Origin of the sequence: Caulobacter sp. 73W, assembly GCF_041021955.1 — a bacterium.
Lineage (GTDB): Bacteria > Pseudomonadota > Alphaproteobacteria > Caulobacterales > Caulobacteraceae > Caulobacter.
Genome location: NZ_CP158375.1, coordinates 14,262 through 37,720, shown reverse-complemented (window position 1 = coordinate 37,720; position 23,459 = coordinate 14,262). Strand labels below are relative to the sequence as shown.

Genomic DNA, 23,459 nt, shown 5'->3' with positions numbered 1-23,459 from the left:
CATCTCGAAGGTAAAGCCACCGGCGACATTCACGACGACATCCACGCCGCCCAGGGATTCCTTGGCGCGCACGAAGGCGGAGGCGGCCGACGCCGGGTCGCTCAGATCGGCTCCGCCGATCACCACAACCTCGCCGGGGAATGATGCGTTCGCAGCCTCACCCCGCACCGGAGCCGCCACCTTGGCGCCGGCGGCGAGGAACGCCTCGACCACGGCGCGGCCCAGCACGCCCCGTGCGCCCGTCACCATCACCCGTTGCGCCATGTCAGTCCCCTTGCTTCGTCTTGATGACGCCATCAATGACCTCGACCGGCCAGGGCGTCAGTTTCTGTCCTAAGCACGGCCCGCCGACACAGACGCCGCTGTCGATCTCGAACAGGGCGCTATGCCAGCTGCAGGCGATCAGCCCGCCGTCCGGCGTCAGATAGTCGTCCAGCTTCTGGGCCAGCGGAAGCCCGGCATGGGGGCAGCGGTCCACATAGCCGAACACAGCCTCACCACGGCGCACGATGAAGCCATGAAACCGGCCATCGCCGATCTCCAGCACCAGATTGCGCGCCTTGCCGTCGGCGACCAGTTCGATGGGCCCCAGCCGCACCCCTGCGGGCGTGGCGAACAGGCGACGAAACGACGTCTCGTCGGTCAAGCGACCGGCCTGCCCTTCTCGAAGCCCGTCCAGCAGTCATCGTAGTCGAGCTGCATCAGCGGCGTCTCCATCGCGAAGCGTGTGGGACGGATCACCCAACGGCTCTCGAACATGAAGGCCATGGTGTTTTCGATCTTGTGCGGCTTCAGCTCGGCGTTGGTCGCCTTCTCCCAGCTCTCCTGGTCCGGACCATGGCCGCTCATGCAGTTGTGCAACGACGCGCCGCCGGGCGCGAAGCCGCCGACCTTGGCGTCATAGGCGCCGTGGATCAGGCCCATGAACTCGCTCATCACGTTGCGATGGAACCAGGGCGGACGGAACGTGTCCTCGGCCACCATCCAGCGCGGCGGGAAGATCACGAAGTCGCAGTTGGCGGTGCCAGGCTGCTCAGACGGCGAGGTCAGGACCGTGAAGATCGACGGGTCGGGATGATCGTAGGAGACCGTGCCGATGGTGTTGAACCGGGCCAGGTCATATTTGCAGGGCGCCAGATTGCCGTGCCAGGCGACCACGTCCAGCGGCGAGTGATCCAGGGTCGTGCTCCACAGACCGCCCTGGAACTTCTGGACGACCTCGCACGGCTCGTCGATGTCCTCGTACCAGGCCGTCGGCGTCAGGAAGTCCCGACTGTTGGCCAGGCCGTTGGCGCCGATGGGTCCAAGGTCGGGCAGGCGGAACGGTGCGCCGTAGTTCTCGCAGACATAGCCGCGCGCCTGCGCGTCCATAAGCTCGACCCGGAAGCGGACGCCGCGCGGGATCAGGCAGATCTCGCCCGGGGCGACCGACAGGCGTCCCAGCTCGCTCGCCACCATCACGCCGCCGGCCTGGGGCACGATCAGCAGTTCGCCGTCGGCGTCACAGAACACTCGCCCCTGCATGGAGCGGTTGGCCGCGTAGAGGTGGATGGCGATCCCGCTGTTGGTCGCCACGTCGCCGTTGCCGCCATAGGTGGTCAGGCCGTCGACGAAGTCGGTCGGCCCGGCAGGCGCCGCCAGCGGGTCCCAGCGCATGCGGTTGGGGCTGGGCGGGACCTCGTTGAACGGCCCCGAACGCAGCAGCTCGCCGCCGCCATAGGGCTGGAACGGCGCATGGCTGGCCGTCGGCCGCAGGCGATAGAGCCACGAGCGCCGGTTGTCGTGCCGGGGCGCGGTGAACGCGCTGCCCGACAGTTGCTCGGCATAGAGCCCGAACGGCGCCTTCTGGGGCGAGTTGCGGCCTACGGGCAACGCACCGGCCACGGCCTCGAACGCGAAGCTGTTGCCAAACCCTGACCCGTACTCGTCCGGCGCTTGGTTACGCCTGTCGTTCATGCTGCCTCCCTGGTGCGCGACGCTTAAGGGGCGTGACGCTTAGGCGTCGACCTTGATCACGCCACGACGGATCTGGTCGAGCTCGATGGATTCGAACAGAGCCTGGAAGTTGCCGTTGCCGAAGCCCTCGTTGCCCTTGCGTTGGATGATCTCGAAGAAGATCGGCCCAAACAGGTTCTCGGTGAAGATCTGCAGCAGCAAGCCCTCATCGCCGACAGCGCCGTCGATCAGGATGCGGTTCTTGCGCAGACGCTCCAGGTCTTCGCCATGGCCGGGCACGCGCTTGTCGACCAGCTCGTAGTAGGTCTCGATGGTGTCCTGCAGCTTCACGCCGCGGGCGCGCAGGCGCTCGACCGTGTCGTAGATGTTCGCCGTCGTCAGGGCCAGGTGCTGGATGCCCTCGCCGTTGTACTCGCGGATGAACTCCTCGATCTGGGACTTGTCGTCCTGGCTCTCGTTCAACGGGATGCGGATCGCCTTGTCCGGCGCGATCATCGCCTGGCTGAACAGGCCGGTCGCCTGCCCCTTGATGTCGAAGTACTTTTGTTCTTCGAAACCAAAGATCTGGTTGTAGAAGCTCGACCACGTCCGCATCTGGCCGCGACGCACGTTGTGGGTCAGGTGGTCCAGCAGATCCAGGCCGACATTGTTGGCGGCCTCGGCTTCATCGGCGCCGGGGATCTTCTCCCAAGCGTCATAGATCGAGCCCTTCGCGCCATGGCGATCGACCAGATAGAGGTACGAGCCGCCGATGCCTTCCAGGACATAGCTGCCCTCGCCCAGCGCGCCGCGCGCCGCGTCCGCCGCTTTGGCGCCACGGGCGATAGCGGTGTCGAACGCCTGCTTGGCGTCAGCCACGCGGAACGCCATGCCGCTGGCCGACGGGCCGTGGTCAGCGCGGAAGTCGGCGACTTGGCCCGTGGTCTCCTGGTTGACCAGCAGGTTGATGCGGCCCTGCTTGTAACGGACCAGGTCCTTGGTCGGGTGCTTGGAATAGGCGACGAAGCCGAGTTGCTCGATCAGGGCGGTCATGGCCGCGGCGTTCGGGCTGGTGAACTCGACGAATTCAAAGCCGTCCAAACCGAGCGGATTGCCTTCAGTGACGGTGCTCATGCGAATTCTCCCTCAAGGCAGGCGGCGAAGGCCTGCGCGAAAACCGGAACAGTGGCGGCGGTCAGGCCGGCCAGGTTGATGCGGCCGGAACCGGCCATGTAGACGGCGTGAGCGCTGCGCAGGTGCGAGACCTGCGCCGGGCTCACCGGCAACAGCGAGAACATGCCGTGCTGGCGGCGCAGGCCGTCCAGGCGCGGATCAGCATCTGCCAGAGCAACGCGCACGGAGGCGATGCGGACCCGCATCTCCTCCAGCTCCACACGCCAGTCGGCGGCAAGAGCGGCGTCTTCCAGCACGATGCGGGCGACAGCTCCGCCGTGGTCCGGCGGCATCGACCAGTTGGCGCGCGCCAGGGCCAGGATGTTGGAGCGGACCAGATCGGCCCGATCGGCGTTTCGGTTGACCGTGAACAGCGCCCCGGTCCGATCGCGGTAGAGGCCGAAGTTCTTGTCGCAGGAATAGGCGACCAGGGCGTCATCCACCGCCTCGATCACCAGGCGCGCGCCGGCGGCGTCCGCCTCCAGCCCCTCGCCCAGACCCTGATAGGCCAGGTCGATCAGCGGCAGCAGCCCGCGCGCGGCCACGACATGAGCGACCGTCTTCCATTGGTCCAGCGTCAGGTCCGCGCCGGTCGGGTTGTGACAGCAGCCGTGCAGCAGGGCGACATCGCCGGCCTGCGCCTTGTTGAGCGCGGCCATCATCTCGTCGAAGCGGACCGTCTGCGTGACCGGGTCGAACCACGAATAGGTCGCCGTCTTCAGACCGGCGGAAGCGATGATCGGCGCATGGTTGGGCCAACTCGGCGTGCCCAGCCAGACGCGAGCGCCAGGACGCGCCGCATTGATCAGCTCACAGGCCAGGCGCAGCGCGCCGGTGCCGCCAGGGGTCTGGACGCCGAACAGTTCCTCGCCGCCGGCCGAGCCGCCGAACACGATCGGCTTCAGGGCCTCGACGAAGCCCATGTCGCCCTCGGGACCGAGGTAGGACTTGGAGCCTTGCGTCTCCAGCAGGATGCGTTCGGCCGCCTTGACCGCGCGCAGAACGGGCGTGACGCCCTCTTCGGTCTTGTAGACCCCCACGCCGAGGTCGAGCTTGTGCTCGCGCGGATCGTTGCGGAACAGCGAGATCAGCGACAGCAGGGCGTCCGGCGCCTGGGGCCGCAGGCCGTCGAACAGGGCGGCGTGCCCGGCGTTGAGATCAATCATGAGCGCGCCCTTTGTCTGGCGTAGGCCTGGGTGCCGCGATTGATGACGCGGTCGTCAGGCAGGATGGTTTCGGTATCGAGATCAGGCAGGGTTTCGAGCTCGGCGTAGAGCGGCGCGAAATCGGTATCGAGGGTCTGACGCAGCAGGTCCTCGAAGCTGTCGATGACGAAGTAGGTCTGCTGGTAGTCGTCGATGCGGTACTGGGTGCGCATCACCCGCTTCAGATCGAAACCGATGCGGTTGGGCGACGGATCATCCAGGGCGAAGACGGACTCGCCATAGCTGGAGACGATGCCCGCCCCATAGAGATGCAGGTCGCCAGCCTCGCGGATCAGGCCAAACTCCACCGTGTACCAGTAGAGCCGCGCCAGCTTTTCCAGCGAGCCGAACTTCAAGGAGCGCAGACCGCCCTCCCCGTAAGCCTGCATGTAGTCTGCGAAGACGGGGTTGGCGAGCAACGGCACGTGGCCGAAGACGTCGTGAAAGACATCCGGCTCTTCCAGATAGTCGATCTGTTCAGGCTTGCGGATGAAGTTGCCCGCGACGAAGCGGCGATTGGCCATGTGCTCGAAGAACACATCGTCAGGCACGAGCCCCGGCACGGCGACCACAGACCAGCCGGTCAGCTTCTGCAGGCGCTCGGACAGCTCTTCGAAATCAGGGATGCCGGGCTTGGAGAGCCGCAGGACATCCATCCCCTGCAGGAAGGCGGGCGTCACCCGCCCCTTGAGCATCCGCGCCTGGCGATCGAACAGCAGGTCCCACATGCCATGCTCGTCAGCCGTATAGGCCGACCAGTTCTGGGGCACGGTCCAGTCGGTGGCCGCGCCCGGCGGCGGTACATGCGGCTTGGCGGACTGGCTCATCCCCACATGCTATTCGATCAGCCTGATCAAACGCTTTCAGACTTGCGCCATTTGAGTCATCTTGTGAAACACGATCACGCAAACGTCACTCAACATGAAACAATCAAGTCACCTCGACGATATCGACCGCCGGATCCTCCGCGCCCTGCAGCAGGACGCGGGATTGAGTCATGCCGCGCTCGCCGATCAGGTCGGCGCCTCGCCCGCATCGTGCTGGCGCAGGATCAAGGCGCTGGAGGCGACCGGCCTGTTGCGGCACGCGGTCCGGCTGGTCGATGCGGAAAAGGTCGGGCGCGGCGTCAATGTCATGTGCCAGCTACGCATGAAGTCGCACACCGGCGACGATCGGCAGAAGTTCGAAGCCTTCATTCAGACACGCGGGGAGATCATGGAGTGCCACTCCATGTCCGGCGAATGGGACTATCTGATGCGGGTCGTGGTGCCGGACGTGACCGCCTATGAGCGGTTCCTGATGAACGACTTGCTCAAGCACCCGGCCGTCGCCACGGCGGCGTCGCACTTCGCCCTCAGCCAGGTGAAGTACACCACGGCTGTCCCGGTCTGACTTAGCGTGCTCCCTGCCCTGTGCAGGAAAGCAACACTTTGAGTGAAAGCCGCCCCGCTCCGCACGATCGGAATGCGGGGCGCAAGAAGTGAGCCTCGAGCTTCACGTCTCCGTCACACCCCTGAACCCGGCGCCGTCTGTCTGGACCGAACGCCGCGATCTGATTCGCAAGAAGTCGGACGCGGGCCGCGATCCGAAAGGCAGTTGGGGGAACGCCGTCACCACTCTTCTAGGGGCTGGCCGCACGCGGCCGTCGGAGGATAGAATATTGAATACCAAGTCCATGCGTGAGCGCCTGCTCGCGTCTTCCATGATCTGCGGCGCGGCCTTCGCCGCCCTGTCGGCGACGGCAGCCTACGCCCAAGACGATGTGGCGGTCGAAGAGATCGTCGTCACCGGCTCGCGCATCGCGCGCCCGGACCTCGTCTCCTCCAGCCCGATCGCGACGGTCGGCGAGAAGGAACTGCAGCAGCAGGGCGTGGTGAACACCGAAAACCTGCTCAACACCCTGCCGCAAGCGGTTCCGGGCGTGACCTCGACCGTGAACAACGGTTCGGGCGGCGCGGCCACCGTTAACCTGCGCGGTCTGGGCCCGGTCCGCACCCTGGTGCTGGTCGACGGCAAGCGTCAGACCCCGACCACCCAGTCGGGTGTCGTGGACATCAACCTGATCCCGCCCGCCCTGATCCAGAACGTTGAAGTCGTCACCGGCGGCGCCTCGGCCGTCTACGGTTCGGACGCCATCGCCGGCGTCGTCAACTTCGTCCTGAAGAAGGACTTCGAAGGCTTCCAGTTCACCGCCGGCTACCAGAACACCGACGACCTGGACGCCCCGATCTATTCGGTTGACGCCACCATGGGCGCCAACTTCGCCGACGGCCGCGGCAACGTGGTCCTGTCGCTGGGCTACAACGACCGCGAACCGCTGACCCAAGGCAAGCGCGGCGGCCTGCTGGCCACCTCCTGGGGCGAGCCTTCGGCTGCTCAGCGCGCTGCTGGCGTCGGCCTGATACCGTCGGGCTCCAACAGCCAGCAGGACGGCCGCGTCAACAGCTTCGCCACCGGCACCTTCCCGACGGTTCCGGGTTCGCCCGCGACCAGCGCCACCTCGGCCCTGTTCCTGCCGAACGGCGACGTCCGCGCCTATGCCGGCGATCCCGACAACTACAACTTCGCGCCCATCAACTATCTGCAGACCCCGCAGACCCGCTACTCGGTCACCGCGCTCGGCAGCTACAAGGTCACCGACAAGATCGAGGCCTTCGCCAAGGGTAACTTCGTCTACTCCAACGTGACGACTCAGCTGGCCGAAACGCCGATCGGCAACCGGACCTTCCGCTTCACCCTGGACAACAACCCGTTCCTGACGCCCGCCGCCAAGCAGGCTCTGAACACCCTGGGTTCGCGCACCTCGTACACCATCCCAACGAGCGCTTCGTGGGCCGCCGGCACCTACACCGACGTCGACACGGACGGCGACGGTCTGTTCGACACGGTCAGCGGCGTGTTCAACCGCCGCCTGAGCGAAGTCGGCCCGCGCGTCCAGAAGTACAACTTCTACGGCTTCCAGACCCAACTGGGTCTGCGCGGCGATCTCGACGGCATCAACGGCAACTGGGAAGCCTACATCCAGTACGGCAACACCCACGGCTCCAGCTCCCTGCTGGGCGACACCAGCCTGGCCCGCATTCAACAAGGCCTGCTGCTGAACGCCGCGGGCACCGGCTGCCTGGACCCGTCCAACGGCTGCGTCCCGGTCAATCTGTTCGGCCGCGGCAATCTGAGCGCAGCCGCCGCCAACTTCATCAGCACCCGCATCGAGTCCTCGCAGGACTATGAGCAACTGGTGAGCGCGGCCTTCGTCAGCGGCAACACCGACAACTTCTTCACCCTGCCGGCCGGCGGCATCGGCTTCGCCCTGGGCGCCGAGTACCGCTACGAGTTCCTTCGACTTCCGTCCGTCGCAGGATCTGGCCGTCGGCAATGTCACCGGCTTCAACGCCTCCCCGCCGGTCTCGGGCGACTTCGACACGTACGAGCTGTACGGCGAAACCCTGATCCCGATCGTCAAGGACCTGCCGTTCGCCCAGTCGGTGAACCTGGAGCTGGCCGGCCGCATCGCCGACTACTCGACCCAGGACAAGCTGACCAAGACCTTCAAGATCGCCGGCGACTGGGCGATCAACGACGACCTGCGTCTGCGCGCCTCTTTCAACCGCGCTATCCGCACGCCGTCGGTGGGTGAACTGTTCCAGCCGCTGGGCAACGGCTTCCCGACCTCGACCGATCCTTGCTCGGCTCGTGGCGCTCCGAACGCCCAGGTGCGTCAGGCCTGCATCAACTCCGGTCTGGCGGCGAATCTCGTCGGCACGATCGCGGCCAATGCTCAGACCCAGACCCTGAACGGCGGCAACCCGAACCTCGAGCCGGAAGTGGCCGAGACCTTCACCGCCGGCTTCGTCTACCAGCCGTCGTTCATCCCGCGCCTGGCCATCACCGTCGACTACTACGACATCTCGATCGAGAAGGTGATCACCAGCTTCGGCGGCTCGACCCAGAGCATCATGAACATCTGCTACGGCTCGACGGTGAACGGCAACGCGGCTTCGCCGTACTGCCAGGCGATCCGTCGTCTGCCGAACGGCTCGATCGACTTCGTGCAGGCGGCCAACGTCAACGGCGGCTTCCTGAAGAACGAAGGCATCGACGTCGGCGTCAGCTACCGCTTCGACCTGACCGACGTGGGTCTGCCGGACGTGGGCGGAATCTCGATCAAGTCGCTCTACACCAACAGCTGGAAGAATTCGTTCCAGCCGGACGCCCTGGCTTCGGTCAAGAACTGCATCGACCAGTTCGGTTCGACCTGCGCCAACACCAACATCAACCCGCAAGGCGTGCCGCTGCCGCGTCACAAGCTGCGCACGGCCATCAACTGGTCGTATGAGAATGTTGGCCTGAACCTCGTCTGGAGCTTCCTGGACGACGTGCGCGACGGCAACGACGCCACGACCTACGTGGTCGAGAAGATCGGCGTGAAGAACTACATCGATCTGTCGGCCGACTGGAAGGTCACCGACAACGTCAACCTGACCGGTGGCGTGCGCAACCTGACCCAGGAATCCTATCCGATCCTGGCCGGCAACGCCTCGCCGTCGAACAGCGGCTTCCCGGCCGTCTATGACGTTCTGGGCCGGATGTTCTTCATCAACGCCACGCTCAAGTACTAAGAGCGCGACGTAGCCTGAATGGAGGGCGGCGAGCTTCGGCTCGCCGCCCTTTTTCTATGCGCGTTGGTCGGCGGATCCGAGACAGGCATACGCCCGCCGACCTAAGAGGCCAGCGCGTCGCTTCTATGGATTGGGAAGCCATCCTGGACAGCTGAGCCATCAACCGCCCGCCCGAGCCGCGTTGTGGCGCAAGATCGGGCGGACGCCGGAAAATGGGATGGAGGTTTCCGGACGTCCGTTATCCGACGGCAGCGCCTCGCCCGCCTGTCAGGTCATGCGACTTGCGCGCAAATATTGCGGCAAGCCGTTCATATTACAGAAAATTAGAGAAGCGGCTGCTTCTGAGGATGGCGATTCAGCGCCGCCAGTTGAAAGGCGTCGGCGCCCTCACGGTCGCGCACGTCGAGGACCAGGATACGGCGAGCGCCATCCGCCTCCGCTCGATCCGACGAAATCAATGTGTCGCCGTCAGCCCAGGTCAGCCGGGTCGAGGCGGCGGCCGAACAGCGGCCCACGACCCTCTCCGAGCGATCCTGCACCACGGCGGTGAGGATCAGGCACTTGTCATCGGTCGTACGGCGCACGAAGGCCAGCCGATCGCCGCTCGGCGACCAGACAGGGCCGTACTCGTCGGCGTCGGTGCGTGTCAGACGCATGGGCGCGCCCTGGGCCATGACGTGAACATAGATGTCGCGCTGGCGGCTGGCGCGCGGCGCGCTGGCGAAGGCGCGCATCATGCCGTCCGGCGACAGCGCGACCTCGGCGTTCTCTATGCCGACGCCCGGAGCGGCCGAGGCGACGTCCGCCGACTTGGAAACCATCAAGACCACCGCGAAGGTCGCGGCCGCAGCCGTCGCGCCAAGGGCCGCGGCGGCGATCATCGGCAAGCGACGGCGCTGAGCCTTGGGCTCGGGGCTGGTGAGCGGCGTCAGCAGCGGAGCTGGCGCCCGCGCGGCGACCCGCAGCCGGTATCCGATCTTGCTGACCGTCTCGATCTCCACCGACGCGTCCTGCGCCAGCACGCGGCGCAGACGCGCCACGGCCTGGGTCTGGGCGTCCAGCGACACCACCCTGCCCATCCAGCACACCGCGTTCAGCTCGTCGCGGCTCACGGTCTCGCCTTGAGCCCGATAGAGCGCGACCAGCACTTCCATCACGCGCGGCTCGACAGTCAGCGCGCCGTCAGGACCTTCGATCTCCAGTGTCCGCGGGCGAACAGACAGACGCCCGATGACGAATGGAGGCTCGCCAAGCAGGTCGACTTCGCGTTGTCGCGAATATGACGCAGTCTGTTCAGTCATCGTCCGGTCACTCACGGATAGCTCGAAGCATCCAATTCAATCGTAACTCGACGATACCAACGCTGGACCGCACCCGTAAGCGCTTAAAGAATTAAGTTTCGTACAGGACTTTTTCTCGCCCCAATTGGACAACCGCTGGTTACTGGCGAGCAAATTGGGTCGGGGTGACGCCGTAACGCTGTTTGAATGCGCGGGCGAAGTTGGAGGTGTTGTCGTACCCACACGCCAAGGCGACCTCGATCACCGGCAGACGGCTGGCGGTCAGCAGCTTGCTGGCCCGTTCCAGGCGCCGGTTGATCACGTGCTGCACCGGCGACACGCCCAGGGAGCCCCGGAAGCAGCGGGCGAAGTGATAGCGGCTGAGGCCGGCCGCATCGGCCAGTTCGGTCAGGCTGACGTCCTGGTCGATACGGGCCTCGATCATGCCGAGCACACGGGCCAGCTGGCGGGCGGTCAGCTTGCCGGTCCCGTCGGAGCTCGGTTGGGCCTCCCGGACATTCACCTGCACCGCGCGCTCCAGGGTGGCCATGGCCAGCCATTCACCGAACATCTCTCCGTTGCGCCACCCTTGCTCGGCCTCGAGCACCAGATTGCTGAACAGGCCGCGCAGGACGCCGTCCTCCACCGACAGCTCAGAGTGCAGTTGGGGCGTGCGGCCACGACCGCTTCGGGCCAACGCCTCTTCCACGTCATCGTCCGCGAAGTGGATATAGTGCGCCTGGGGCCGCGACAGCCAGTCGGACTCGATGCAGGCGCCCGGCGCGATGATCGAGACGGAGCCAGCCTCCAGAACGCCTTCGAATGCGGCGCCGTCGAAGCGGCTGGAGGCCACCTTCAGAGGCGTGGCCTGGCGGACCAGCGAGAAGGCCGGCCACAGCAGTCCGTCATGTCGCCCCACCCCGGCTCGCACCGCCATGATGTGGAACTTCTGGACCGACTTAGGCGTCAGATCCCGACTCTCATGATCAGGGGCGATGCAGGCGAGCAACTCGTCGATCTGCTTGCCACTGCGCTGCGCCGCGCTTTCCATTTCACCATCGAACATCTGATCAGGACCTTTCGTCCGCCGCCCCAGAGAACACGGTGATGCTCAGGGAAATCGGGCCCCAGCGTCCTGACGGAAAGCTGACGATTCACTGACATTGCTCTGCCGAAAGGGTGACGGAGCACGTTTTGCCCACCCAGAGCGCAACACCACCGTCTGGGGCGGGGCCCATTGCGATATTCAAGTCATGACGCGCATCGAACAGCGCCATCCATACCCGCGACGTATTGGTCCATAGGCGATTTGACTTAGACGCTTGCGGCCACCGTCCTTATCGTCCCCTCAGGCCTTCGCCAGAAAGGTCGTTTTCAAGGGGAGGCGGATTGATGGCATCCAGCATGATTGGTCGGCGCGCGTTCCTGTTGGGCGCAGCCGCCGCCCCACTTCTGGCCGCCGCTGGCCAGGCCCAGGCCAAACCCCTGCTGGAAATCACCACGCCGATGGCGCCGCCCGAATGGGCGCTTCTGGAGCGGGAGCTGCTTCGCGCCAACGCCGCCGCTTGCGAGGCCTTTTACAACCGCTACTTCGACGACCGCGGCTACCTGCTCGCCTACGAGCGGTGGGGCGCCAACGACGGCCCGGACGATGCGGCCGAACACTTCAACGACTGGCCGATCCTGCATTCCCTGGGCGCGTCCGATCGCGTCAAAGCCCTCTACACCAAGGGCTGGGAAGGTCACCTTCGACAGTACACCCAGGCCAAGACGACCGAGGTCTCCTTCGGGCGCGACGGGATGTACTACAAGGAATTCCCCACGATGCTGGACTGGCAGCATCACGGCGAAGGCCTGACGATGTTCAACGTCCAGGGCCTGTCCGATCCCAACAGTCCGCGCTTTCGTGATCGGGCCCGCCGCTACGCCGGCCTCTACATGGGCGAGGACCCCGGCGCTCCGAACTACGACCCCAAGGTCAAGATCATCCGCAGCGCCTTCAACGGCAGCCGCGGCCCGCTGTTGCGCAAAGCCACGCCCCAGGAATGGGCGGGCGATCCCTTTGAAGTCGAGAACCGCTTCGACCTGGGGCACGGCGAGAAGAGCTATGAGGAGACGCTGGAACATTACGCCGAATACGGCGATGTCGTCGGCGACAATCCCCTGAACCTGCTCAGCACCACCCTGGCGCTGAACGCCTATATGCTCGATCACGAGCCCAAGTACCGTCAGTGGCTGCTCGACTACGTGGACGCCTGGGTCAAACGGGCCCGCGCCAACAACAACGTCCTGCCCAGCAACATCGGGCTGGACGGCAAGATCGGCGGCGCGGCCGACGGCGCCTGGTGGGGCGGCGTCTATGGCTGGGGCTTCAGCCCCAAGGTGCCGGGCACCGACAAGCGCGAGGACCGCAACCGCGTGCCGCGCTCGGTCCTGGCCTTCATGAACGCCTACCTGCTGACCGGCGACGACAAGTACCTGGATGTCTGGCGGCGGCAGAACGACACCATCAACGCCAATTCCAAGGTCATCGACGGCAAGCGCAGCGCCCCGCGCATGTACGGCCCGAACGGCTGGTACAGCTATGCGCCTGGCGAGTACCGGCAGAACAATTTCGAGATCTGGTACATGTCGCAGCGCGCCTCGGACCGCGCGCGGACGGGCGACCATCCCTGGCTGTCCTATCTGGAGGGAAAGAACCCGGGCTATCCGGCAGACGCCCTGCGCAAGGACCTAAAGCGCGTCCAAGATCGCGCCCTGCTGCAGCGCGACGACAAGAGCTCGCCCGACACGCGCCTGGCCGATGATGCGCTGAACAAAAACCCAGCCAGCGTCGCGGCTCTCTTGCACCTGATGCAAGGCGCCATCCACATCGGCCGACCGCCCTGGGCCCAGAGCTCTCCCAACGTCGGCGGATCGCCGATGTATAGCCGCCTGCGCTACTTCGATCCCATCGCCGGCCGCGCCGGCGTGCCCGAGGACGTCGCCGCGCTGGTGGACGGCATGACCGCGGACAGCACGGCGGTGACCTTGGTCAATCTGAGCTCCGTCGAGCCCCGCACGGTCACCATCCAGGGCGGCGGCTATGGCGAGCACCAGATCCGCAGCGTTACGCTGGACGGCAAGGCCAGCCCGGTCAACGCCTCGGCCTTCACTCTGACGCTGGCGCCCGGCTCGGGCGCGCGGCTGGTTCTGGCCATGAACCGCTACGTGAATCAGCCCACCCTCGCCTTCCCCTGGGAGCGCTGAAGGAGAAACCCGTGCGCCTTGCTCTAGCCGCCCTCACCCTGAGCCTCGCTGTCGCCGGGGGCGCGGCGGCCCAGGTCTGGAGCGGCGCATGGGGCTGGGCGCCGGCGGGCGTATCAGAGACGCCGACCGGAACGCCCCGGGCCGATGACCCGCGCGGCCCGGTCGGCCCAGCGGCCGTCACCAACGCCACCCTGCGCCAGGTGGTGCGCGTCACGGCGAGCGGGCTGCGTGTGCGCCTGCGCGTCAGCAACGAGTACGGCGCCACGCCCCTGGTGCTGGGCGCCGTGAAGCTCGCCAATGGCCCCCAGGCGCGCGTCGTGACTTTTGGCGGCAAGGGCGCGGTGAGCATCCCTGCCAGCGCGCCCATGCTGAGCGATCCGATCGACCTGCCGGTGGGCGCGTTTGACGAGCTGACAGTGAGCCTTTTCCTGCCGCAGGAGACCACCCTGCCCGGCCATCGCCTGCGTCAACGGCTGGCGTCGGGCGACCAGACCGCCGCGACGATCGAGGCGCCTGTCATGCGGCTCGGCGCCCTCGTGACCGGCGTCGAGGTGGAGCGCGCCCGCAAGGGGGCGGTCATCGTGGCGATCGGCGACTCGATCACCGAAGGCACGGGGTCGACCGCCGGCGAATGGCGCGCCTGGCCGGATCAGTTGGCGGATCGCCTCAAGGGCGTCGCGGTGGTCAATGCCGGCATCGGCGGCAACCGCCTGTTGAACAACGTCTCAGGCCCCAGCGGCCTGTCGCGGTTCGACCGCGACGTGCTGGCTGTTTCGGGCGTCACCCACGTGATGGTGCTGGAGGGGATCAACGACATCGGCCGCGCGACACGGCCCGAGTTCGCGCACCAGCCGGTCCCCGCCGAGGACCTGATCAACGGCTATCGCCAGATCATCGCCCGCGCCCATGCTCGGGGCCTGAAGGCCATCGGCGCGACCATCCCGCCCTATGAGGGGGCCAACTATTTCACCGAGGGCGGCGAGGCGACGCGCCAGGCGGTCAACACCTGGATCCGCACCTCGAAGGCCTTCGACGGCTATGCCGACTTTGATGCGGCGACCCGCGATCCCGCCAACCCGCGCCGACTGCGCGCGGAGTTCCACAGCGGCGACTGGCTGCACCCGAGCGACGCCGGCTATGCCGCCATGGCTGGCGCCGTGGATCCCAGGCTCTTCGACTAGCTGCCCGGCTTGAAGTACGGGGCCACCGAGAACAGCAGGCGCTCCTCGCGGCGGGGGTCGTCCTGCATGCGCGTATCGACATCGACGACCAGGGTGGATCGCCGCTCCAGCTCGTAGGGGGTCCAGTTCGGGATCGACGGGTTGTTCGGGTTTCCGGTGCGGGCGAAGGCGATGAACGCATCGCTCATCTTCGCCGCCACGGCGCGGGCCTCCGCCGTGTTCCCGGTCTTGGATTCGGCCACGTGACAGTTGTCGAACACCAGGCCGATGTCGAAGCTGTGGTAGGCGCCCATCTTGCCGCCATCAAGGGGCGAGCCGAAGTCCAGCTGGTACATCCAGGCCGGCGCGCCGATGCGGGCGCGCTGCTCGGCCTGCACCAGGTGTCCGGGCCAGGAGCGGCCGGCGGTCGAGGCGGCGAAGAACACGTCGCTGGGCGAATAATTTGGATACAGTTTGCGATACTGCGCGATGACGTGGTTCGTATCCACGTCCAGCACCAGTTCCGGCTCCAGCCGGGCCGCCAGCTCGTCCCAGGTCAGCTGGAAATTCTTCGGATAGCCGCCGAGGAAGGCCTTGGTCTCATCATGCGTGTTGCCGATGATCATCGGGATGTCGGCGCTCTCGCGCGGCGCGTCCGGGAAGAACGGATGACGCGTCAGGCTGCGGTGATCGACGACCGACCAGAAGATGATGTCGCCGTCTCCCTCCAGCGGATCGGTCATCCGCAGGGCCTGCGTCAGCTTCTCCACCGGCATCGTGCGCAGGGCGTCCAGTTGGTCCGGCTTCAGCCCCAAATGCGCCATGTAGGCCCGCGCCCGCTGCGCGGCGTGGATAGAGCCCATGGCGTGGACGTGCTGGCCGCTCATGGTCGCGACACGGTGATAGAGGCCGCGCGCCGACGGCATGGCCATCAGGGTGACGAGCTTGGCGCCGCCGCCCGACTGGCCGAAGACCATGACGTTGTCGGGATCGCCGCCGAACTGGGCGATGTTGTCGCGCACCCACTGCAGGGCCAAGATCAGGTCCATGTTGCCGACATTGCCGCTGTCGGCCCACGGGCCGTCAGGCGCGAGGCGGCCAAAGCCGTTATAGCCGAAGACATTCAGGCGGTGATTGACCGTCACCACCACCACGTCGCCCCGCCGCGCCAGGTTCACGCCATCATAGAGCGGGCTGGAGCCCGAGCCGGACGCGTGCGCGCCGCCATGGACGTAGAACATCACCGGCCGCCTGGCCCCGTCGGCCAGGCCTTGGGTCCAGACATTGAGGAACAGGCAATCCTCGCTCGTCGGCTCCTTGATGCTCTTCTGCGGTGAGGCCGCGGCGTAGGCGGTCGCCTCCTTCACGCCCGACCACGCCTGCGGAGCCACGGGCGGCATGAAGCGGCGCGGTGCGGTGTCGGCGCCATAGCGGACGCCCTTGAACACATGGACGCCGTTTTCGGTATAGCCGCGCACCTTGCCGTGACGGGTCGCGGCGACGGGTGACTTGGCTGAGGCGGCGAAGGCGCCGCCGGGGATCGCCAGGGCCGCGGCGGCGATCAGGCTGCGGCGGCTGGGGCTCATCTTCGTCATGGCGTCTCCTCCGGCGGCCCGCTGAGCGGGCTCGTATCGTTCTAGGTTCTGGGTGCGGGCGGCGCGCCGCCCGAGAACTCCGCGGCGCAGAGCTCCAACAGGGGCGCGAGGGTCGGATTGTCGTTGTCGCGCCGCCAGGCCATGAACAGCTCGACCGGCCGTTCAGGCCGGGTGGCGACGGGACGGAAATGCACGTCGTCGAAGTGCAGGCGCATGGCAGCCTCGGGCACCATGGCGGCGCCCAGGCCGGCGTGGACCAGCGCCAGCATCGAGTGGATCTGGCTCATGTGCTGGACGTAGGTAGGCGACACCCCTGCCCCATCGAACATCGACACCAGCATGTTGTGGAAGTACTGCGCGCCCTCCGGCGCGTACATGATGAAGGGCTTGGCGTCGAAGTCGGCGGGGGTCAGGGTCGCCTTGTCCAGGCGCGGATCGCCGGATGGCAGGGCGGCAACGAGCGGCTCGGTCACCACCTGCAGCTTGTCGAATTCCAGCCGGTTCATCGGCGGGCGCACCAGGCCCACATCGATACGCCCCGTCAGCAGGGCCTCGATCTGCTCACCGCTGACCATCTCCCGCAGGGTAAGATCCACATGAGGCAGACGCGCCTTGGCCACCTGAATAAGGCGCGGCAGGAAGCTGTAGCCGGAGGCCGCCGTGAAGCCCACGGCGATGCGGCCGGCGTCTCCCGAAGCGATCCGGCGCGTGGCCAAGGCCGCGCTTTCGGCCAAGCGCAGGATGCGGCGCGCCTCCAGCAGGAACGCACGCCCCGCCGGGGTAAGACGAACCGAGCGGCTGGTGCGGTCCAGAAGCGTGACGCCGAGAATCCGCTCCAGCAACTGAACCTGTCGGCTCAACGGCGGCTGGGTCATGTTCAGGCGTTGCGCCGCCCGGCCAAAGTGCAGTTCTTCCGCCGCCGCGACAAAGCAGCGGAGCTGGCTCAGTTCGAACATGATGGGCCGCCTCCATGAACTCGGGGCGGAAACGCTACGCCATCCGTCGCCGGAAAGGCAGCGCTCCGCGCCGGTCATAAGGTCTCAGCCGTTCGCGGCCAGACGCTGGGCGCCCGGCTGGACGCCGGCGATGAGGCGCTTCAGCTCCGCCATTTCCGCGTCGTTCAGGTCCGTCAGCGGGGTACGCACCGGACCGGCCGAGCGGCCGATGGCCGTCATGCCGGCCTTGACGATGGACACGGCGTAGCCGCGACCCTTGTTACGCAGGGTGATGTAGGGCAGCACGAAGTCGCGCAGGCCGGCCATCACCTTGACCCGGTCGCGGGCGCGAACGGCGTCATAGAAGTCCAGCGCCCAGTCGGGCATGAAGTTGAAGATGGCCGACGAATAGGTCGTCACGCCCATCTCCAGATAAGGCAGGGCGAAGGTCTCGGCCGTCGGCAGGCCGCCGATATAGGTCAAGCGGTCGCCCATGCGGGCATAGACCCGCATCATCAGCTCCAGATCGCCCACGCCGTCCTTGAACCCGACGAGGTTCGGATTACGGTCGCAGATCTTCTCGAGGGTGTCCTCGTTGATGATCGCGTTGTCGCGGTTGTAGACGATGACGCCCAGGTTGGTGGCGCGGCACACCGCCTCGATGTGGGCGGCCAGGCCGTCCTGCGTGGCGTTGGTCAGGTACTGCGGCAGCAGCAGCACGCCGTCGGCGCCGGCCCGCTCGGCGGACTTGGCCAGATCGACGGCGATCGCCGTGCCATAGCCGCAACCGGCGATGACCGGGATCTTGCCCGCGGCTTCGGCCACGGCGGCGGTGACGACGGTCTCCACCTCGGCCGGGGTCAGGGAGAAGAACTCACCCGTGCCGCCGGCGGCGAACAGGCCCGACAGCTTGCGCTGGAGCATCCAGCCGCAGTGCTCGCGGTACTTGTCCTCGACGAAGCGCTGCTCGGCGTCGAAGTGGGTGACAGGGAAGGACAGGAGACCTTGGCCCAGCTGGGCGGCCATCTCCGACGGCGTCATTCTGCTCATTATGGCCCTCGTTCGAACGCGGCCCTTCCTGGCAGGCGCGTCATCAAAAATCACTGTGATCGACGTGCGTTCGATCCAGAGTGGACGCTATCGGGGGCTTCGATGCGGGTCTAAGCCAAAGGCGCTATCGACCGATGCGGCTTTTGGTTCAATCCGTCGCAACCAACTCCTATATAGGAGGTCTGACCTTAGCCTCCCCCATACTCCCAGGAGCCCCTTACATGACCATCGCCGGAAACCTCTTGATCGGCGCGACCGCCGTGCGCGGCGCCAACGGCGAAATTCGCGGCATCGAGGCGGCTACCGGCGCGGCCATGGAGCCGGCCTTCGGCGGCGCGACCACGGCTGACCTGGAAAAGGCCGCCGCCTTGGCTGAAGCCGCCTTCGACGCCTATCGCGAGACCAGCCTGGAAGACCGCGCCAAGTTCCTGGAGACCATCGCCCAGAACATCCTCGACTTGGGCGACGACCTGATCGTCCGCGCCATGGCCGAAACCGGCCTGCCCCGCGGCCGCCTGGAAGGCGAGCGCGGCCGCACCGTCGGCCAGCTGCGCCTGTTCGCCGGCGTGGTCCGCGACGGCGGCTTCCTCGACGTGCGCATCGACAAGGCCCTGCCGGACCGTGCGCCGGCTCCGCGCCCCGACCTGCGCCTGCGCAACATCGCCGTCGGCCCGGTGGCCGTGTTCGGCGCCAGCAACTTCCCCCTCGCCTTCTCCGTGGCCGGCGGCGACACCGCCTCGGCCCTGGCGGCCGGCTGCCCGGTCATCGTCAAGGCGCACTCGGCGCACCCCGGCACCTCCGAACTGGTCGGCACCGCCGTCCAGAAGGCCGTAGCCGACTGCGGCCTGCCGGAAGGCGTCTTCTCCCTGCTGTTCGACAGCGGCCGTGACGTGGGCCAAGGCCTGGTCGCCGACGCCCGCATCAAGGCCGTGGGCTTCACCGGCTCGCGCGGCGGCGGCACCGCCCTGATGAAGATCGCGGCCGCCCGCGCCGAGCCCATCCCGGTCTATGCCGAGATGAGCAGCATCAACCCGGTGATCCTGTTCCCGAACGCCCTGGCCGCTCGCGGCGAGGCGATCGGCAAGGCCTTCGTCGGTTCGCTGACCCTGGGCGCAGGCCAGTTCTGCACCAACCCCGGCCTGATCCTGGCCGTGGAAGGCCCGGGCCTGGACGCCTTCGTGGCCGGCGCCGCCGAGGCGCTGACCGGCGCGGCCGCCCAGACCATGCTGACCCCCGGCATCCACAAGTCCTATTGCGCCGGTGTCGAAGCCCTCTCCAAGCATGCCGAGGTGACCACCGTCGCCCGCGGCCTGGCTGGCGAGACGCATCAGGGCCAGGCCGGCCTGTTCTCGACCACCGGCGCGGCCTTCCTGGCCAACCGCGACCTGCAGGAAGAAGTGTTCGGCTCCTCCTCGCTGATCGTGCGCTGCAAGGACGAGGCTGAACTGCGCAAGGTTCTCGCCGCCCTGGAAGGCCAGCTGACCGCCGCCATCCACATCGACGCCGCCGACCACGACGCCGCCCGCGCCCTGCTGCCCGTCCTGGAGCGCAAGGTCGGCCGCATCCTGGTCAACGGCTTCGGCACCGGCGTCGAGGTTTCGCACGCCATGGTTCACGGCGGCCCGTTCCCGGCCACCTCGGACCCGCGCACCACCTCGGTGGGCAGCCTGGCGATCGCGCGCTTCCTGCGCCCGGTCAGCTATCAGGACATCCCGGCGGACCTGCTGCCCGCCGCCCTGAAGGACGAGAACCCCTACGGCCTGTGGCGCCGCCTGGAAGGCTCGCTCACCCGTTAAAGCGGGATTGGGGCAGGCCCGGCGCCTGCGCCTGGAAGCTGAACAAGCCTCCAGCCAGGGGTTGGGCCTTCCGCTCCTCCGCCGAAAGACCCTTGAAGGCGGTCGTCGCATAGACCGTCTTCAGGTCCGCCCCGCCGAACGCGATCTTGGTGACGTTCGCCACGGGCAGTTTCACGAAATCGATCAGTTCGCCCTTGGGGGAATAGCGGCGCACGCCCCAACCGGCGAACAGGCCGGTCCACAGGCAGCCTTCGGAATCCACGAGCGGCCCGTCGGGGTAACCCGCGCCGTCCTCGATCCGGACGAACACGCGCTTGTTCGACAGCCCGCCTTCATCATCCAGATCAAAGGCGTAGATCGTCTTCTTGAGGGTGTCGGTGTGATACAGCGTCTTGCCGTCCGGGCTGACCGTCGGGCCGTTGGTGATGCAGTAGCCGTCGTCGCAGCGGACGAGATCGGCGCCGTCGAAGCGGTAGAGCGCTCCGGTCAGATCCGTCTCCCCATCGTGCATGGAGCCGAACCACAGGCGGCCATGCGCATCGACGAAACCGTCGTTGAGGCGGTTGTTCAGTTCCGGCGGGTCGATGCGCGCCACCAGATTGAAGGCGCCGCTGTCGGGATCGAAATGGTGCAGACCGGTCTTCAGCCCGGCGATCCAGCCGCCCGCCTTGCGCGGCGCGATGAACCCCGGCTGCTCCGGCGCCGCCCAGCTGTCGCGGCGACCGGTCGAGGGCTCGAAGCGATAGATGTTCTTCTTCTTGATGTCGACGAACCAGAGCGCGCCCTGGTCAGCCATCCACACCGGGCCTTCGCCGAGTTCCGCCTCGGCCGGCCACACGCACTGAACATCCGTCATTATCAATCTCGGCCACGGCCGCTCCCTGTCGGCAGTGGTAAGATATCTCGGCGACGGTCGTCTAGCCTTTGCCCGCCTCATGCACGCCCCGCGCGATCGCCCGCGCCAGGCAGTCGGCGGCGGCCGAGCCCAGACGCGCCACGGCGAGGTGACGGCCGCTCCCCTCACCCAGGCTGACCGCCCCGCTGGCGACGCTGAAAACGGTGTCGCCGTCAAAGGGCGTGTGAACGGGACGGATCGCCCGCGCCAGGCCGTCCTGCGCCATGATCGCCAAGCGCTTGCATTCCACCCCATTGAAGTCCGCATTGACGGCGACCACGGCGATAGTGGTGTTGGTTCCGGCCTGCAGCCGTCCCATCCGCGCCAGCTTGCTGTCGTCAGGTATCGGCGCTGGCACGGGCATCGGCCCATTGGGGGGACGGCCGCCAAACTCGCCGTCCAATTCAAAGGGCCACGCCCAGTAGGTCTCTCCATCGGGCATATGGACGGAGCCGGCTGGATTCACGGCCACCAGCGCCCCTACCCTCAATCCGTCGCCAAGATCGACCGAGGCCGAGCCGAGGCCGCCTTTCACCAAGCCAGCCCGCGCGCCACGTCCGGCGCCGACCGAGCCGAGAGCGAAACGGGCGTCGGCGACGTCCAGGGTCTCCAGTCCCAGCCGCCGATAGGGCGGCTCCAGGCCCCAGGCCTTGTCGCCCTCATTGGCGAGGTCATGCAGAACGGCGGCCGGCACGATGGGTATCGCCGGCGTGTTCGACTGCAGGCGCAGGCCAGTGTCGCGGGCGGACAGCCCGGCGACCACGCCGTCCGCGGCGGCAAGGCCGAACACGGAGCCCCCGGTCAGGACGATGGCGTGCGCCGCGCCGACCAGGTTTTCCGGCGACAGGGTGTCGGTCTCCCGCACGCCCGGCCCGCCGCCCCGCACATCGACGGCGGCCTTCCATAGCCCGCCGCAGACCAAGGTCGTGACGCCCGTCGCCGCCGCCTCATCCACGGCGTTGCCGACGGTGAAGCCTTCAACGTCGGTGATGAGATTGAGGGGGCCCGGGCGCATGGCTCAGCCTGCCGTCAGACGCATGGAGACAGTCATCGCCTCGCCGGAGCCCAAGACCTGCATTCCGCCATCCTCGCCATTGAAGGGATCGGGGCGGTTGCCGACCGGCTCAACGCAGATGAAGCCGCCGCCGACCGGCGCGAACACATGCAGCCATCGGCAATTGGACGACGCCTCCAGACGCACCGGCGATGGCGCCAGGCCCGACAGAACGGCTTCGCCGCCCCAGTCGGTGTAGCAATTGTCGACGAACGTCCCGCTGCCGGCCAGCGCGCCGGCACGCCAGTCCGGCCCCCAGTCCATGGGACGCCAGTCGGTCGGCATGACCTCGCCGTCGATCATCCAGACGCCGCGCACATCGGCCTGAAGCCGCGCGCCCTGCGGCGCCGGAAAGGCCGGATGGAAACCAAGACCGGCGGGCATGGGCCGCTCGTCCAGATTGGTAAGGGTCGCGGTCTGCACCAGACCGTCCTCGGCCAGGCTGATCGTCTGCAGGACCTCGTAGCGCCACGGCCAGTCGCCGGGCGCATGCTCATAGGCCAGCTCAACACCCGTCTGCGTCTGGGCGACCACACGCCAGGCCTGACGCCAGGCTTGCCCATGAAGGGCGTGCGGATGGTCGCCAAGGTTCGGCGGCAGGCGCACCTCTCGCCCCTCGAAGCCGAACGCCCCCTGGCGGATACGATTGCAGAACGGCGCCAGCACGAAGTTTCCGGTCTGGAGCACGTCGTCCGCGTCCGCCGGCGCGGGCCTCAGGATATCGACGCCATCCCACCGAAAGGCGGTGACGCCAGCGCCGAGTTCCGGCCGAAGCTCGACCACGCCACGTTCGTTCGCCAGTCGGATCAAGGCCGCCTCCCGCACTCAAGGGAGCGGACCCTAGCCAGCCGACCTGGCGCCGCCAAGCCGCGGTTGGGCCCAAAGCCCCGAGCCCGGTCAGATTTCCATATGCAGTTTTTACTAAACATGCCTATAGTGCCAGTCTAGCGACAGGAGAGCCGTCATGCGTGTCTTCACCACCACCCTGCTCACCGCGATCCTCAGCGCGGGCGCCGCGCTCGCTGCGCCGGTCTCAGAGATCAATGTCGAGATCGGCCCAGAACTGGCCAAGAAGGCGCCGGAGCTTGGCGCCCGGGAACTCGACGATCTGCGCGGCGACCTGAAGCGCACGGTCGAACGCGAGTTGGAGAGAGCCGGACAATTGAGCCCCCAGGGCGGCCGTCTGGATCTGGTCATCACCGACGCCCGACCCAATCGTCCGACCATGCAGCAGATGGCCCGCAAGCCCGGCCTGTCCTATCAGAGCTTCAGCATCGGCGGGGCCGCCGTGACCGGCGCCTACAGCGCGCCGGGCGGGGCCGCCACGCCCGTCGCCTATAGCTGGTTCGAGAACGACATCCGGGAAGCCTGGTGGCGCGGCACCTGGGGCGACGCCAACCGCGCCTTCGACCGCTTCGCCAGCAAGTTCGTGAAGGGCGAAACCCTGGCCGCCAAGTAGCCGGCGGCAAACTTATCGCGAGTCACTCTTGCCAGACCGCTTGCCACGGGCTCT

At 67.0% G+C, this 23,459-nt stretch carries 19 protein-coding genes and 2 pseudogenes; 7 read left to right on the top strand and 14 right to left on the bottom strand.

Features of this window, described 5'->3' with window-relative positions; all coding sequences use genetic code 11:
- Nucleotides 1-18 precede the first annotated feature (18 nt).
- The 6 genes and pseudogenes from ABOZ73_RS00170 to phhA form a co-directional block, all read right to left on the bottom strand.
- Nucleotides 19-249 (bottom strand): annotated as a pseudogene (locus tag ABOZ73_RS00170) (SDR family NAD(P)-dependent oxidoreductase); the annotation flags it as partial.
- Between the two features lie 16 nt (nucleotides 250-265).
- Entirely contained in the window at nucleotides 266-646 is a 381-nt protein-coding gene (locus ABOZ73_RS00165; protein WP_369059748.1) for a Rieske (2Fe-2S) protein, read from the bottom strand.
- On the bottom strand, nucleotides 643-1,956 hold the full coding sequence (hmgA, locus tag ABOZ73_RS00160; RefSeq protein ID WP_369059746.1) for a homogentisate 1,2-dioxygenase: 1,314 nt from the start codon (nucleotides 1,954-1,956) through the stop codon (nucleotides 643-645). Before hmgA ends, ABOZ73_RS00165 begins: the two co-directional genes overlap by 4 nt.
- 39 nt (nucleotides 1,957-1,995) lie before the next feature.
- A complete protein-coding gene (hppD, locus tag ABOZ73_RS00155) occupies nucleotides 1,996-3,069 on the bottom strand; it encodes a 4-hydroxyphenylpyruvate dioxygenase (protein ID WP_369059745.1) in 1,074 nt (357 codons plus the stop codon).
- Nucleotides 3,066-4,274: an aromatic amino acid transaminase gene (locus ABOZ73_RS00150; protein WP_369059743.1), complete on the bottom strand. Its 1,209-nt coding sequence runs from the start codon at nucleotides 4,272-4,274 to the stop codon at nucleotides 3,066-3,068. The genes hppD and ABOZ73_RS00150 overlap by 4 nt, the downstream gene beginning before the upstream one ends.
- Nucleotides 4,271-5,140 (bottom strand): phenylalanine 4-monooxygenase, encoded by an 870-nt coding sequence (phhA, locus tag ABOZ73_RS00145; protein WP_369059741.1) that lies wholly within the window; start codon nucleotides 5,138-5,140, stop codon nucleotides 4,271-4,273. The genes ABOZ73_RS00150 and phhA overlap by 4 nt, the downstream gene beginning before the upstream one ends.
- A gap of 94 nt (nucleotides 5,141-5,234) precedes the next feature.
- Here phhA and ABOZ73_RS00140 point away from each other — a divergent pair, with 94 nt between their 5' ends.
- The 3 genes and pseudogenes from ABOZ73_RS00140 (at nucleotide 5,235) to ABOZ73_RS00130 (ending at nucleotide 8,932) form a co-directional block, all read left to right on the top strand.
- Nucleotides 5,235-5,705, top strand: coding sequence for an Lrp/AsnC family transcriptional regulator (locus ABOZ73_RS00140; RefSeq protein WP_369059739.1), 471 nt, complete (start codon nucleotides 5,235-5,237; stop codon nucleotides 5,703-5,705).
- Between the two features lie 283 nt (nucleotides 5,706-5,988).
- Nucleotides 5,989-6,399 (top strand): annotated as a pseudogene (locus ABOZ73_RS00135) (TonB-dependent receptor plug domain-containing protein); the annotation flags it as partial.
- A gap of 1,276 nt (nucleotides 6,400-7,675) precedes the next feature.
- Nucleotides 7,676-8,932 carry a TonB-dependent receptor gene (locus tag ABOZ73_RS00130; protein ID WP_369062581.1) on the top strand — a complete coding sequence of 419 codons (1,257 nt, stop codon included), beginning with the start codon at nucleotides 7,676-7,678 and terminating at the stop codon, nucleotides 8,930-8,932.
- A 323-nt stretch (nucleotides 8,933-9,255) separates the two neighbouring features.
- Here ABOZ73_RS00130 and ABOZ73_RS00125 read toward each other — a convergent pair whose 3' ends face one another.
- Together ABOZ73_RS00125 and ABOZ73_RS00120 are read right to left on the bottom strand one after the other, a co-directional pair.
- On the bottom strand, nucleotides 9,256-10,233 hold the full coding sequence (locus ABOZ73_RS00125) for a winged helix-turn-helix domain-containing protein (protein ID WP_369059737.1): 978 nt from the start codon (nucleotides 10,231-10,233) through the stop codon (nucleotides 9,256-9,258).
- A gap of 139 nt (nucleotides 10,234-10,372) precedes the next feature.
- Nucleotides 10,373-11,278: a helix-turn-helix domain-containing protein gene (locus ABOZ73_RS00120; RefSeq protein WP_369059735.1), complete on the bottom strand. Its 906-nt coding sequence runs from the start codon at nucleotides 11,276-11,278 to the stop codon at nucleotides 10,373-10,375.
- A gap of 326 nt (nucleotides 11,279-11,604) precedes the next feature.
- Between ABOZ73_RS00120 and ABOZ73_RS00115 the strand changes: the two genes are divergently transcribed.
- Nucleotides 11,605-13,461, top strand: a complete 1,857-nt coding sequence (locus tag ABOZ73_RS00115) for a hypothetical protein (protein WP_369059733.1) — start codon at nucleotides 11,605-11,607, stop codon at nucleotides 13,459-13,461.
- An 11-nt stretch (nucleotides 13,462-13,472) separates the two neighbouring features.
- Nucleotides 13,473-14,642, top strand: coding sequence for an SGNH/GDSL hydrolase family protein (locus tag ABOZ73_RS00110; RefSeq protein ID WP_369059731.1), 1,170 nt, complete (start codon nucleotides 13,473-13,475; stop codon nucleotides 14,640-14,642).
- Here ABOZ73_RS00110 and ABOZ73_RS00105 read toward each other — a convergent pair.
- The 3 genes from ABOZ73_RS00105 to kdgD all read right to left on the bottom strand — a co-directional run bounded on the left by ABOZ73_RS00105 (nucleotide 14,639) and on the right by kdgD (nucleotide 18,201).
- On the bottom strand, nucleotides 14,639-16,207 hold the full coding sequence (locus ABOZ73_RS00105) for a carboxylesterase/lipase family protein (RefSeq protein WP_369062580.1): 1,569 nt from the start codon (nucleotides 16,205-16,207) through the stop codon (nucleotides 14,639-14,641). The two genes, ABOZ73_RS00110 and ABOZ73_RS00105, sit on opposite strands and share 4 nt — an antisense overlap.
- A 50-nt stretch (nucleotides 16,208-16,257) precedes the next feature.
- Nucleotides 16,258-17,172: a LysR substrate-binding domain-containing protein gene (locus ABOZ73_RS00100; protein ID WP_369059729.1), complete on the bottom strand. Its 915-nt coding sequence runs from the start codon at nucleotides 17,170-17,172 to the stop codon at nucleotides 16,258-16,260.
- A gap of 84 nt (nucleotides 17,173-17,256) precedes the next feature.
- A complete protein-coding gene (gene kdgD / locus ABOZ73_RS00095) occupies nucleotides 17,257-18,201 on the bottom strand; it encodes a 5-dehydro-4-deoxyglucarate dehydratase (protein WP_369059727.1) in 945 nt (314 codons plus the stop codon).
- 221 nt (nucleotides 18,202-18,422) lie between these two features.
- Between kdgD and ABOZ73_RS00090 the strand changes: the two genes are divergently transcribed.
- Nucleotides 18,423-19,997 carry an aldehyde dehydrogenase (NADP(+)) gene (locus ABOZ73_RS00090; protein WP_369059725.1) on the top strand — a complete coding sequence of 525 codons (1,575 nt, stop codon included), beginning with the start codon at nucleotides 18,423-18,425 and terminating at the stop codon, nucleotides 19,995-19,997.
- Here ABOZ73_RS00090 and ABOZ73_RS00085 read toward each other — a convergent pair.
- The 3 genes from ABOZ73_RS00085 to ABOZ73_RS00075 all read right to left on the bottom strand — a co-directional run bounded on the left by ABOZ73_RS00085 (nucleotide 19,987) and on the right by ABOZ73_RS00075 (nucleotide 22,756).
- On the bottom strand, nucleotides 19,987-20,853 hold the full coding sequence (locus ABOZ73_RS00085; protein WP_369059723.1) for an SMP-30/gluconolactonase/LRE family protein: 867 nt from the start codon (nucleotides 20,851-20,853) through the stop codon (nucleotides 19,987-19,989). The genes ABOZ73_RS00090 and ABOZ73_RS00085 overlap by 11 nt on opposite strands.
- A gap of 61 nt (nucleotides 20,854-20,914) precedes the next feature.
- Nucleotides 20,915-21,907: a P1 family peptidase gene (locus tag ABOZ73_RS00080; protein WP_369059722.1), complete on the bottom strand. Its 993-nt coding sequence runs from the start codon at nucleotides 21,905-21,907 to the stop codon at nucleotides 20,915-20,917.
- Between the two features lie 3 nt (nucleotides 21,908-21,910).
- Complete coding sequence (locus ABOZ73_RS00075) at nucleotides 21,911-22,756, bottom strand: aldose 1-epimerase (protein ID WP_369059720.1); 846 nt, start codon at nucleotides 22,754-22,756, stop codon at nucleotides 21,911-21,913.
- A 154-nt stretch (nucleotides 22,757-22,910) separates the two neighbouring features.
- Here ABOZ73_RS00075 and ABOZ73_RS00070 point away from each other — a divergent pair, with 154 nt between their 5' ends.
- The gene (locus tag ABOZ73_RS00070; RefSeq protein ID WP_369059718.1) at nucleotides 22,911-23,405 is read left to right on the top strand and encodes a hypothetical protein; all 495 of its coding nucleotides are present in this window, start codon (nucleotides 22,911-22,913) and stop codon (nucleotides 23,403-23,405) included.
- Nucleotides 23,406-23,459 lie beyond the last annotated feature (54 nt).